We start from the raw sequence: 13032 nt of genomic DNA on the forward strand, positions 1-13032 counted from the left end.
GGCATGAATTGTCGATCCGAGATAATTGCTTCATGCGATTGGTGATGAATTAGCTTGACTCTACTCGACCGGAGGAAATTGCTTCAGATAAAGACAGCGATTCCTCCTGCTGGTTCCCTGAAAGTTGGGAAGACAGGGTTTTGCGGCGATATTGCTCGTATTGCCGCATCATGACTTTTTGCAGGGCAATGATTGCCGGATTAATTTCTACATAGCGCCGTTGGGGGTTGTTTGAATAAGTGCGTTGCTCGCTCTCCATCATTTCGATATCTTGATCGAGAAACTTGGAAAATAGAAAGCGCCAGACATAAGCAGAAATCAGAGGTTTGAACGGCTGCACCAACCATTTAGGTAAATTCAGCCGCAGAAACATCAAGGTAAACGATTTGGTTTCCGCTGCTCCCATAGGCGATCGCATCAGGTACAAAGAGGAAACCCCCTCTAGAGAACTGTGGTAGTGGGGATATTGGTAATGGAGCGAGACAGTACGGGTTGTCACCTCATCACCGCGATCGCTCAAACCCAGAATTTTCGTCATGACTCCCTTGTAAGACACTCGATAATCGGCATGAACCGATGATTCTGTCGTTTTCAAGCTAGTCAGCACGGGGTCAAACCAACCTTGGAGGTTTTTGTGTAAAAACCCGTGAAACACATCCATCGTGTTTTCGTTGCAGATGGTGAAATGCGCCTGGAAATGAGCCGGAATTGGAACCATCAGACAATCTGGATCGTCGAATTCCGGTACTTCTGGTAAGGGAATGCTAGTTGCCAAACTCGCATCGCCAGGAAAAACCCAGATCAGATTGTATTTTTCGCAGACTGGATAACTGCGAACTTGAGCGCATGGTAGCTTGTGTGTCTCAGGGAGATATGGGATTTTGACGCATTGACCTGCACCATTAAATTCCCAACCATGATAGGGACATAATAAATGTTTCCCCTGAATTTGCCCTTTATGGAGAGCTACACCCTTATGCGCGCAAGCATCCTCTAAAGCATGAAGTTTTCCGCCCGTGTCGCGGAAAACAGCGATTGCTTGTTTCCAGATCGTTACGGGCATAATATGACCAGGTTGCAGTTTATTTGCCCACCCAACCGGATACCAGTAATCTGGATTAATCCCGATCTCGCGGATAGCATTCTGAACTGTCTGACTTGTTAAGGTCGTAGCCAGTTCCATGAATCGTTCCTCTCTTGCCTGATTCTGACGATATTTAGCTTTCTAGTGTCCCTTAATTCGGCAAAATTGTCAGCATAATTCCTGACAGCACGCCAACTGTCCACTCATACTACAGTTGTCAGTTATCAGCGATCAGTTGTCAGTGCAGAATGGGGTGTGGGGTGTGGGGTGTAGGGTGTAGGGTGTAGGGTGTGGGGTGTCAAGATTGTAAATTTCTTTCTCCGCGACTCTCCGCGACTCTCCGCGACTCTCCGCGACTCTCCGCGACTCTCCCTCAGCTCTCTTTCCCCGACTCCCGACTCCCGATTCCCGACTCCCGACTTCCTCAACATGCGCAAATTATCACTATCGCCAACAGTAGCTTTTGCCGCGATCGCCCGTAACCCTCAGTTAATGGTGCTGATGGCGGCTGGCTCCCTAACTACGATGACTGGAGCAGTTTTTAACCCTGCCTTGGGGGAGATCAAACACCAGCTTCAGCTTGCTCCAGAGATTGGCGGTTATTTAGCAGCCGCTCATGTTTGGGCGCTGGGTCTTTTTAGTCTTCCCCTGGGAATTCTCTCCGATCGCGTGGGGCGAGTAAAGGTACTCGTTGTTTCCTTGCTTTGTTATGCCGTCTTTGGTGCGGCTGGAGTCACAGTAGACGATTTTCTCCCCTTAATCGCGTTACGAGGATGTTTGGGAATCGCTACAGCAGGCATTACATCCGCTAGCTTAGGTCTGCTCACGAGTATGTATGAGGGTGAGGAACGAGCCAAAGCATTAGGTTACGCCACGGGGACGCTGACGCTAGCGGGGATCGTCTTTCCATTGTTGGGGGGTGGAGTCGGCTATTTCTTCCACTGGCGATACATTTTCTGTCTGTACGCGATCGGGCTACCATTAGCAGTATTGACAGCCAAGATTTTGCCACAGCCACCCGAACGCACTTCAGTCAAAACAGAGCAAGAGCGACCTAAGCATAAACTGTGGCAAGTTTTAGGACGCTACCAAACAATTTGGTTATTGCTAACTCTGAGCTTGACATCAATCGTGATGTACTCAGTTGTCTTCTATACCCCGCAGTATTTCAAAGATACGATTAATGCCAACACGTTGACTAATAGCCTCGTCTTAGCTTCTCGTGCCTTGGGTGCAGCGATTATCTCTGCTTTTGGAGCCAGAAAGCTATCTCAGTCGTTGGGTTTGTATAAAGCCACGGCTGTCGGCTTCATCTTAATGGCGCTGACACTCAGCACGATCCCATTTTTACGAGAGATTAGTTTAATTATGTTAGCTGCGGTCGGTTTTGGTGCTGGATTTGGTCTGATCCTACCCAACCTTTACGATGCTCTGGCGGGTCTTGCGCCTTCCCAGTTGCGATCGAGCGTGCTATCAGCGGGGGCTGGAGCGGGCTTCATCGGGCAGTCTTTCTGTCCAATTGTGTTGGGCTTTGTCGTCAAAAATCACGGTATAGAAGCTGCTTTTTTTACGGCTGCAAGTGCTTCGATTGTCGTTGGGATGTTGTTGCTCTTGTTTGGGAGCAGGGAGCAGGGAGCAGGGAGCAGGCAGTAGGGGAAAGACAGCTGAGGGAGCTGAGGGAGCAAAACAATTCAAAATTCTTACACCCTACACCCCACACCCCACACCCCACACCCTACACCCTATCTACTACTAGCCACCAGCCACTAGCCACTGTCCCTATCTTCTGGTAACCTCACCTCTTGCTGTACCTGCAAGCCAGATAAGAAATTGCGGTCTTCGCTGATGTGGGGAAACTTGAGTTGAGAATCGGGAACTCCCCGTTCTATTTGACGTTGGCGGAGGAGCGCAAAGCTACCAGGGGCTAAAATGCGCAGTCGCGGGGGTGGAATGGGGTCTTTACGACTGATTTCGTAGTGGGTATTTGCTGCTTGTAATTTGCGATCGCATTCGTTTAAAAAAGCTTGGGGATCTTCAAGCGTATAACCATGAGCTAACTCAATATTGATTAAATAACGGGCGGGAAAATCATTTTCCGATAAAGTTATACAAAAATCTTCTAGTAATAAGCTAAATTCCTGCTGTACGGCTTGCATCACGTGAGTCGCATGGGCTTCCGTCGTCTTTTCTGTTGTAGAAGAAATCAATCCTCCCAGGCGGTGGCGAAATACGATTAACGGTGTTTGTTCGTAGAATCCGACGACTTCGATCGCATCGCCAATATCGTAGCGATAAAATCCGTTATAACTTGTAGTCAGAATGCGATACCGTTCTCCTGGCTTAACTTCGGTAGCGAGTAATGTTTTCGGTTGTTCTGCTTGCCACTGGTCTTGAGGGATAAATTCAAAAAAACCGCTTTCCAGGGCTAAAATGCTGCTGTCGTTGTCGAGTTCGTGATAGATACTAAACATCCCTTCGGCAGAAGAAAATACTGCACCGAAAATTGGTGTGTTGCCGAAATAGGTAGGGAATCGCTGAAAGTAAAAGTCGGACGTACCCCCACGGGCGCAGGCGACAAAAGACAAATTTGACCAGGCGAGATGAGGGGTGAGCTTACCTTCCGACTGGATAATTTCCCGTAATTTATTGGCTCGAAATGGATTGGCTGATAAGCGCTGCTCTAGATTCAGCCGTAGTTCCGGTTCTACTTCTAACCAATTGGCAATGGTTCCTGTTTCGATATCTTGAATTAGGTCTTCAGCAAATTTTTCTAAGTAGTTGCAGGTACGGAGGATGAGCATCGGAAAGTTAGCCAACATGCCTCGCATTAAAGGATCTTGTAAGGCAAATAATAAGGCGAGGTAATGACGGGCAGAACTATCTGCAACTTGGAGCGTCTCGTAAGGCTGGGCAAAAAATTGCTCGTACAGCCATTTATCCATGCTGAGGACACCCGCACTAGCAGGTCCGTAGGGAATACCAGCACTGGTACGTCCCCATTGTTGAGTAGAATTTGTCAGGAGAATTTTGCCAAACTGTTGCCCTCTAGAACGTAAGGCGGCGGTTAGAAAACCCATACTGGTTAGGGTAGCTTGACGAGTGATATTCTGCGATCGCCTCGTTGTCGGAATCATTTTCTTTTTCCCCGTCGAACCACTCGTCAGCGTCAAGTACACCACCGGATCGGCTGTTAAAATATTTTCTTCGCCCCCAGCAATGCGTTCTAGATAAGGTTCGTAACTGCAATACGGTAAAATTGGCACTCGTTCGCGAAAGCGATTGACTGTTTTAATCTCACCGAGCTGATATTTCTTACCAAATTCTGTATCGCGATGAGCTTGTAATAAGCGCAACAAAAACCGTTCTTGTACTTCTGCCGTTCGGCGAGTTTTTTTGATAAAGTTTGCCTTTGTCAAACCTGTAACAGCATTTAAAGCGGACAGAACGAGATTGACCATTCAGCTTTCTCAACTCATCAAATACTGATTCAAGCAGATTAATTGTGTTTAGAATATGACAATTTGGTGGTGAGTGGGGAGTGGCTAGTGGCTGGTGGCTAGTAGTTGGTGAGTGGACTCTTTTCTAGCCACTAATCACTAGTCACTAGTCACTAATAACTGCACTTCCCGTTCCACTTGTAAGCCAGCTAGGAAATTGCGGTCTTCGCTGATGTGGGGAAATTTTAGCTGGGAATCTGGTACTCCTTTCTCTAATTGTCTTTGCCGGACGATCGCAAAGCTACCAGGGGCAAGAATTCGCAATCTTGGTGGGGGAATTTGATCGTTGTTAATCCGCTTGACGGCGTAGGACGTGTGAATTGCACTGAGCTGACGGTCAAAGCGATCGAGAAATTGCTGCGGATTTTCTAATATTTTCCCAGGCGCAAGCTCGATATTCACCAAATAATAAGCGGGAATGACATCATCAGATAAAGTAATACAAAAATCTTCTAGAGGTAAGTCAAATTCTTGTTGTAATACCTGCATGACTTGAGTGACATGAAATTCAGTAGTTTTTTCTGAGGTTGAAGACAGCAAGCCACCGCGCCGATGGCGGAATACAATCAGTGGCGCTTGTTCGTAAAATCCTACTACTTCCATGACATCGCCAATATCATAGCGATAGAAACCACTGTAGTTACTCATTAAAATTCGATAGTAGTTTCCAGGTTTGACTTCGCTAGGCAGTAGTGTTTTTGGTTGTTCTACATCCCACTGATCTTGAGGAATAAACTCAAAAAATGCACTTTCGATCGCTAAAATACTGGCATCAGAATTCAGCTCTGGGTAAATGCCAAACGCGCCTTCTGACGAACAACAAACCGCGCCAAAACCTGGTGTCTTGCTAAAGTAAGCAGGAAAGCGCTCGAAGTAAAAATCTGAAGTTCCGCCTCTGGCTGCGACTGTAAAGGCAAGATTCGACCATACTGCTTCGGGGGTGAGTCTACCTTCTGCTTGCAAGATTTCTTGTAGTTGTTTGGCACGGTTGGGGTTAGCGACTATTTGCCGTTCTAGTTTTAACCGCAATTCTGGTTCTAGTTGCAACCAAGGTGCAAGCATTCCTTTGTCAATGTCGCGAATAAAGTCTTCTGCATATTGTTCTAAATAGCCGCAGGTGCGGAGGATCAGCATGGGAAAGTTGGCGGCTATTCCCCTTGTATCGGGTTGTTGTAGCGCAAATAGCAGACACAGATAATGGCGCGTCAGGCTATCGGCTGCTTGCAGTGTCTCAAAGGGATGAGCAAATATTTGCTCGCAGAGAAACTTTCCCATCCGCAGGACTCCAACGCTAGCGGGACCGTATGGAATTCCACCACTGGTACGTCCCATCAGTTGAGTTGAGTTAGTGGCGATAACTTTACCAAATTTAGAACCCCGTTGTCTTAATGCCGAGCTGAGAAAGCCAATACTAGTTAAGTTGGGACGGCGCAAGGAGTTTTGAAAGCGTTTGGTAACTGGGATGAGCTTGTGCGCTCCTGTAGAACCACTCGACAGGTTAAAAAAAACAACGGGATCGGGGGTGAGAATGTTCTGTTCCCCTTGGGCGATGCGATCGCAGTAGGGTAAATAGCTACTGTAGGATGATACGGGAATACGCTGGCGAAATTGCTCGGCAGTTCTAATATCTCTAAATCCATACTTTTGCCCTAGCTCTGTCGCCTGATAAGCTCGTAGTAAATCTCGCAGAAATCGCTCTTGTACTGCCTCAACTTGGCGCGTTTTTTTAACAAAGTTATCCTTTGTATGCTCGGCAACAGTTTGCAACAGTGGCAGCAATAAATTCGTCATTGGCTCCTCGCACCTTTTGTCTGCGTTATTATAAATAATAATTGCAATATTTAATTATTTCGAGTGCGTTTTGTGTTGCAGTCGTATACATTTTTGCTTTTTTTACACAACACAAAAAGATTAATACATATTTAAACTATCTTAAAAAAGTATTTTTTCTTGCTGCGATGGGTAAGTTATAGAAAGTACATCTTAAAATCTATATGCGTTTAACTAGTGGCAATGTTGCTGACAGCATAGCTGATAACACAACATTCTCAATTACACGAAGAGATCTATCGTCGATCTCGCCAGATTTATTTTTTGAAAAATATCAGAAAATGGGAATTCCAGTCATTATTACTGGATTAAAAGTAGATGACTGGAATCTAGATTACCTCTGCGAAAAGTTAGGTCAGCAAGAATTTCTCTTTCGCTATTACGGACAGGAAAGATATCAACAAGATAAACGAACTTGGCAAAACATTGGTAGTGGTGTTCCGCTCAAAACAATGTCATTTAACGAATATGCAAAGTTGTTGTACAGTCATGAGGCGCACGAAAAAGATATTTATTTGGCTAAATGTTCGCTGAAAAACATAAAGTTGGTAGACAACAATTCTTTAACTAGTATTGGCGAACAAATAGGTTTAACAAAAGCTATAGGCAATCTCAATCTTTGGGTAGCACCTGGGGGGCATTTAGAGTGCCTACACTACGATACGTTGGATGGCACTTTGATTCAGATGCATGGAGCAAAAAAAGTCTTATTATTTCCACCAAGTCAGACCTATAATTTATATCCATTTTCAGTATTCGTCCACTTACTACGCGGTTTAGAACTGCGAGCTTGGTTTAGTACAGTATATCCAGAAAATCCAGATTTCGTAGCATTTCCCAAACTCAAAAGAGCCTTAGAACACAAACAAGAAATCGTATTAGAACCAGGAGAAATGCTGTATATCCCTATGGGATGGTGGCATGAAGTCACGGCATTAGGTAACGACATGGTGTGTTCTGTCAATCAATTTTGGGGGGTGTACCCCACCTCAAGAGCAATTTTTTCTTGGTGTCGGTGGCGAGTAATTTTTAGCAATATGTTGGCAATACCTTATTTATTAGTCAAATTCGCGATCGCTTTTCTGAGTCAGAGGAGACAGCAGCAGATAAAACAGATATTTTATCGGTTTTGAAGCCTCAATTGTAGTAGAGTGCGTTAATTAAAGCCCCCTACGGCGATCGCAATTGCAAATATATTATTGATAGCGGTTTTCAATTGGGTGAAATATATGATTGGTAGGGGCGCACAGCTGTGCGTCCCTACCAACGTCATCTACGCAATCGAGAATTGCTATGAGATGTATTAGTAAAATAAGGTAATAATAATTGCTGTTTGTACCAATTTTTATAGACAAAACGAAGCACAAAAGGAGCTGAAATCACTATCAGTACGATTCCCCATTGGAAATATTCAGAAAAATTATAATTTGTCGTTATCTGTTGACTGGGGAAGAAAAATTCTAGAACAATTGTGGCAGCATTATTCATGGCATGAGCGATCGCAGGTACAATTAACGAGCGAGTTTTGAAATAAAGCAGTGTCATCAAAAGTCCAAAAACTGCTGCACCGAAGGGAACAATATGACCTAAACCAAAAATGATTGCAGAAACTAACATTGCTGGCGATATTCCCCATTTTATTGCCCACCGATGTACGAGTATGCCTCGGAAAATAAATTCTTCCGTAATAGGAGCAACTACAACTAAAGAAATGATATTTAATAAGTAAGCAAGAATTGGTAAAGCCGAAGTACTAGCAGGAGGATCGTACAATAAATTAACTAGACTTACAGTTAACGAAGGAGAAAATAAAGATAAGCTGTAAAAGAACAGTAGATCGATTCCCCAGGTAAATAGGCAGATAGCAACGGCAATTCCACATAAAGATAGCCAGCGATCGCGACTTGGTAATTTGCCAATTAAATATTTAGGGTGAATAGATAATTGATGCAATCTGTGTAAAATCCAGCTAAAAAGTACAATAGCAATCAAATAGTACATCAGATGGTAAAATATCGGCTCGTCACTATTCCAGTTAAAAAAGAGTAAGACAAAATCAGAAATCAAAACAAGTTCAACAACAAGAATAAAAAATAAAATAAAGATATTTCGAGTTTTAAATTTTAAAAAGGGATCGATCGCTGGTAAGTTAAGCATAGGACTCGATTTGATATGGTGGAGTTAATCTAGAATTGTTTGACGTAATTAACTTTTAGATTTGCGATCGCATCAAATCCCCTGGAGAAACATGATAGCCGCACGTTTAACCATCAAAGAACTTACCGAAGCAGTGGGGGGAAATTGTACTCCTCGGATGGTACGACACTATCACCAACTCGGCATTTTGCCACCCCCAGAGCGATCGCGTAGCAATTATCGCCTCTATACTCAGGAAAACGTGCAACAGTTGCGGCGGATTGTGGCACTCAAACAGCAAGGCTTTCAACTTTCCCACATTCGCGAACTCCTCAAAAGCGATGCTGCTAGCGAAGTAAAAAATTTAACACATCAGTTACAACAACAATACCACTCAGTTATGCAACAAATGGCGCGATTGCGGCAGACAGCGACGGCACTAGAAGGACTACTCGGACGCGATCGCTCTTGCCAAACCCTGCAAGCAGAGGCGATTGCCCAGTTACGCTTATTAGAAGTGGAAAGCCAAGATGGATTGGGACAGTTAGAACAACTGTGGGAAAATTGGGATGCAGCGACTCACGCTCACCCAGAAGAATTTCAGGAATCATTGCAACAATTGTTACCAGATCTCTCCAATCGTTCGGAGATTGAAGTTGATTTGTTGTCTAAACTGGTGCTAGCTTGCGGCGATGTTAGTTTAGTTAATTTTATCCGCGTGGGTAAAGGGGCGATCGCGGCGGCGCGTCATGCCCTCACTCAAAGCTGTCAGATTGTCGGCGATGTTGCCCCTGTAATTGTGGCTTGCGATCGCACCCGTTTGTCTCATTTAGGTTGTACAGTCACTACTTTAATCGCCGATCCCCACGTTAGCAGTGTTGTGGAAGCCGAGCAAGCCTTTTGGCATCAAAGCCAATGGCAAGAACAGCTACAACAGTTACCAGCAGGCTGTATTTTTATGGTGGGATACGCCCCATCAGTACTCATTGCTGCTTGCGATGCTATTGCCAAGGGAAATTTTCAACCCGCTTTAATCATCGGAATGCCGATTGGTTTCAGCCATGCCCCAGCTGCCAAACGTCGCTTGATGCGTTCTGGTATTCCCTATATTACTGTCGAGGGAACAATGGGTGGCGGATTATTAGCGGCAGTAGCCCTGAATACTTTAGTTGAATCAACAATTGAGAAACCGGATTGTCATTGTTATTTGAGGGAGTCGGTAGGGGCGGGTTGAGCAAAAATCTCTGTCAAAACGAAGTTGTCTGGTGAACCCGCCCGTACGGGAGTTGGCAAAGGGAGTCGTGTAGGGGCGGGTTGAGCCCGAAATTCACAGCCACAGCAAGAAATCTTGCCTCAAAACCCGCCCTTCCAGAGGTCATAGCGAATTGCGTAGCTTGCGAGTATCGTAGGGGTATTGCGAATTGCGAATTGTCTCCATCTACAAACGATCTGCGGCGATCGCAGCACCAACTAGCCCAATGTCCGATCGCAGGACGATATGTACGGGAACGTTTTCTAATAGAGGTCGCATCCGTCCTTTACTGGTGAAGGCGCGGATAAAAGTACCTTCTTGCATCAGGGGGAGAATTTTCGCGGCGATGCCACCAGCAATGTATAACCCTGCATATGGTAGGAGTTTGAGGGCGAGGTTTCCTGCTTCTGCGCCGTAAGCCTCAACAAAAATCTGCATTACCCGTTCTGACAGGCGATCGCTTTTTTCTAGGGCGGCTTGGGAAATTGCGGCGGCTGGATCGACGGTTTTTTCTTTCTTGCCAGCTTGTTTTTCCCAAGCTTCTACAACTTGGGCAATTTCTGGCGATTCTTTCACGTTTTGGCGATCGCGTAAAAATTCGTAGATGGCGACAATTCCTTGTCCCGATACTACTCGTTCTACTGAAACTCGTTGGATGTCGTGCTTGTCTAATAGATATTTCAACAGGTGAAAGTCTAACTCGGAACGAGGTGCGAAATCAGCGTGTCCGCCTTCAGAACTAAAGACTTGGTAGGTATCCCCCTGTTGAATCAAAAATCCCTGTCCTAATCCCGTTCCTGCCCCAATAACCGCGATGGGTGTACCTGCTTGGGGTTTACCTGCTTGGAGAGTGTGCAAATCTGATTCCTGCAAACCCAATACACCGTAACCAACAGCTGCAAAGTCATTGATTAGGGAAATGGACTCGATCCCCAACTCTTCTTCTAGCCTGGATGCTTCTAGCAACCAAGTTAGGTTAGTTAACTGTACTGTATTGTTGACAACTGGACCCGCGATCGCAAAACAAGCTTTTTGCGGTAGGAGTTTTTTGCCCAACTTTTCCTCAGATGTGGCTAAAAACTCTTGGACTATGGGCGCTAAATCTGGATAGTCGCGACTGTTATAGCGTTGTTCGTAAAGAGGTGTGGGTTTTGCTTCTGTTGTCTCCACCAGACGCAAGATCGTCTTCGTGCCACCAATATCTCCTGCTAACAGTATTGTCATAGCGATCGCTTTAATGGAATCGAATAATTTTTTCGGTTTTACTTAAGTGGGACGTGTCGCCATTTAACTCCATGACCCAAGCTTGTTCTGGGGCTGGACGGACAACTTTCACCAAACAGCACAAAGCAGCGTTAACCTCTGTCTGAGCCGTTGCGCCTACCAGACCCATTGTTGCACCTACTACAGATGCCCCGTGTCCTACCAACAGAATATCTTTGGAAAATTCTTCTGCTAACAACCGAGCCGTTTTACCAGCCCGTTCTAGGGCAACTTCTCCAGTTTCGGGATATTCTGCCGTGACGCGAGAAGTATAACTAGTGTCGATCCTGGGAAACATGCGGGTTAAAACTTCCAGGGGCGCTCTTTTTGGCGCTTGTGGCATCCAAGCAGGATTGAGCCATTCGCTCAAACCAGACTCTAAATTAATCGAAAGGCTGAGGGCTTCTGCTACGTAGTTGGCTGTTTGCACCGTGCGCAAAAATGGGGAAGCAAAGATATGACCGATCTTTTCTCCCTTCAGCCGTTGCGCCAGTTGTTGAGCTTGAACTTTACCATCTTCAGAAATCGGTGGATCGAAGGGTCGTTCTGCACAGAGGAACCACTCAGGATTGACAAAATCATGACGATTAGCGTGACGAGCAATCCAGACAATTTGAGTCATAAGATCGATATTCCAAGCACAGAGAATTCGCAGAATGCCAAATCTAAATATAAGCAAGTTAAAAGTCAAAAGTCAAAAGTCAAAAGTCAAAGAAAACAGGAGACAGAAGGAAACCAATGATTTAAAAACACGATTTCACCCGCGCCTTATGCGCTTACCACCAATTGGCTTCTAACTTAAACCCAACCAACATGAAATAAGAAACTGGTAACTGATTACTGGTCGCTCGTCACTGTTAAAAGGCGATCGCCACCTTTTTGAAACTGATAAGCTACTTGTTTAATTTCTACTTTACACCCTTGCTTTTGCATTTCATCTATAACTGGTTGCAGCCACGGCGAAATTCCTCCTGAAAATTGGACTAAGAGTGGAAAAATTCTGACTTCTTTTGCTACTCGGCACATTTCACTAATTGCTGCTATGTGAAAATCCAAGGAAAGATTGTCAGAATAAGTAAATAAGAAATGAGAACATAATGCTAAATCGAACTGATGCGAATGAAATGATAGGTGAGGTAATTCATCTGTAACATATCTACCTTGTTGCAGTCCCAAGGGAAAATCGGCAATGAATTTATTCATCGCTGCTAGTCTAATTTTTCCCAACTCTTCCGGCGACTGAATCTCTTGCCAAACAAAGCGATCGTAATGAATTTTAGTTCCATCAATAATTGTTTGATAAGTTTCCTGCACTCGCCGAGCAATTTCTGCCGCAGTAAATTGATAGATTGGATCGCCAGAAATTACGCTGTATCCTTGCTGCGTCATTTCTGCATTAAAGCTAGCGGGACCACCACCACAATCTAAAATGTTTAGTTTTAGTTCGTTAGGTTTGAGGTCGAACATCCTTACGTATTCTTGCATCGATCGCCCCCAAGGGACGACATTTTCTAGTTTAAAGGTCATGTTTGCACGTACTGACTCAAACGCTGCTCTAATCTACCTAACAATGTATCTACATCAGAGGCAAGATGCTCGAAACAAACAGGGGGAGGGGGTTCGATTTCAAATTGAATTAACTTAATTTGTCCGTTACCAATGCCGAGAATTAAAACTTGTTTTTCAGGGTTATGAGCATCAATAAATCCTAAAATTTCTTGGATCTGACTATTGACGCGATCGTTTAATTTTTCAATTGCAGATTTAGGACAAAAGATAAAATGTGGTGTCGGTTGGATATCGATACCCAAGGTGTCATCGCTGGCTCCTTTTTCCAAAAATAACCCCCAAGATAGCGCTGCTAACTCTTGTTGATTCTCCTTAACAAACCAATCTAATTGTTGTCGCCATTGTCCATCTTCTCCGACAGGTTGAGGGCTACCAAATGAGAACATAAGTCGTAAGTTGTA

The 13032-nt window shown here is 44.7% G+C and carries 12 protein-coding genes; 3 read left to right on the plus strand and 9 right to left on the minus strand.

Features of this window, described 5'->3' with window-relative positions:
* Positions 1 to 49: 49 nt before the first annotated feature.
* Entirely contained in the window at positions 50 to 1183 is a 1134-nt protein-coding gene (locus tag QH73_RS12845; RefSeq protein ID WP_039713464.1) for an aromatic ring-hydroxylating dioxygenase subunit alpha, read from the minus strand.
* 125 nt (positions 1184 to 1308) lie between these two features.
* Positions 1309 to 1515: a hypothetical protein gene (locus QH73_RS12850; RefSeq protein ID WP_132867006.1), complete on the minus strand. Its 207-nt coding sequence runs from the start codon at positions 1513 to 1515 to the stop codon at positions 1309 to 1311.
* Between QH73_RS12850 and QH73_RS12855 the strand changes: the two genes are divergently transcribed.
* Positions 1514 to 2737 (plus strand): MFS transporter, encoded by a 1224-nt coding sequence (locus QH73_RS12855; protein ID WP_052289751.1) that lies wholly within the window; start codon positions 1514 to 1516, stop codon positions 2735 to 2737. The genes QH73_RS12850 and QH73_RS12855 overlap by 2 nt on opposite strands.
* 113 nt (positions 2738 to 2850) lie before the next feature.
* Here the strand turns inward: QH73_RS12855 and QH73_RS12860 are convergent, their stop codons facing one another.
* Both QH73_RS12860 and QH73_RS12865 read right to left on the minus strand, forming a co-directional pair.
* Positions 2851 to 4542 (minus strand): GH3 auxin-responsive promoter family protein, encoded by a 1692-nt coding sequence (locus tag QH73_RS12860; protein WP_039713463.1) that lies wholly within the window; start codon positions 4540 to 4542, stop codon positions 2851 to 2853.
* A gap of 138 nt (positions 4543 to 4680) precedes the next feature.
* Complete coding sequence (locus QH73_RS12865; RefSeq protein ID WP_039713462.1) at positions 4681 to 6372, minus strand: GH3 auxin-responsive promoter family protein; 1692 nt, start codon at positions 6370 to 6372, stop codon at positions 4681 to 4683.
* A gap of 203 nt (positions 6373 to 6575) precedes the next feature.
* Here QH73_RS12865 and QH73_RS12870 point away from each other — a divergent pair, with 203 nt between their 5' ends.
* A complete protein-coding gene (locus QH73_RS12870) occupies positions 6576 to 7544 on the plus strand; it encodes a cupin-like domain-containing protein (protein WP_039713461.1) in 969 nt (322 codons plus the stop codon).
* 136 nt (positions 7545 to 7680) lie between these two features.
* Here QH73_RS12870 and QH73_RS12875 read toward each other — a convergent pair whose 3' ends face one another.
* On the minus strand, positions 7681 to 8364 hold the full coding sequence (locus tag QH73_RS12875) for a CPBP family intramembrane glutamic endopeptidase (protein WP_165587689.1): 684 nt from the start codon (positions 8362 to 8364) through the stop codon (positions 7681 to 7683).
* Between the two features lie 295 nt (positions 8365 to 8659).
* Here QH73_RS12875 and QH73_RS12880 point away from each other — a divergent pair, with 295 nt between their 5' ends.
* A complete protein-coding gene (locus tag QH73_RS12880) occupies positions 8660 to 9781 on the plus strand; it encodes a precorrin-8X methylmutase (protein WP_039713459.1) in 1122 nt (373 codons plus the stop codon).
* A 204-nt stretch (positions 9782 to 9985) separates the two neighbouring features.
* Here QH73_RS12880 and QH73_RS12885 read toward each other — a convergent pair whose 3' ends face one another.
* From QH73_RS12885 to ccmS, 4 genes are all read right to left on the minus strand, one after another.
* Positions 9986 to 11023 carry a glucokinase gene (locus QH73_RS12885; RefSeq protein WP_039713458.1) on the minus strand — a complete coding sequence of 346 codons (1038 nt, stop codon included), beginning with the start codon at positions 11021 to 11023 and terminating at the stop codon, positions 9986 to 9988.
* A gap of 10 nt (positions 11024 to 11033) precedes the next feature.
* Entirely contained in the window at positions 11034 to 11684 is a 651-nt protein-coding gene (locus tag QH73_RS12890; protein ID WP_039713457.1) for a histidine phosphatase family protein, read from the minus strand.
* A 215-nt stretch (positions 11685 to 11899) separates the two neighbouring features.
* Positions 11900 to 12589, minus strand: a complete 690-nt coding sequence (locus QH73_RS12895) for a hypothetical protein (protein ID WP_039713456.1) — start codon at positions 12587 to 12589, stop codon at positions 11900 to 11902.
* Entirely contained in the window at positions 12586 to 13017 is a 432-nt protein-coding gene (gene ccmS / locus QH73_RS12900) for a beta-carboxysome assembly chaperone CcmS (RefSeq protein ID WP_039713455.1), read from the minus strand. Before ccmS ends, QH73_RS12895 begins: the two co-directional genes overlap by 4 nt.
* Positions 13018 to 13032 lie beyond the last annotated feature (15 nt).

The sequence above is a fragment of the Scytonema millei VB511283 genome, assembly GCF_000817735.3.
GTDB lineage: Bacteria > Cyanobacteriota > Cyanobacteriia > Cyanobacteriales > Chroococcidiopsidaceae > Chroococcidiopsis > Chroococcidiopsis millei_B.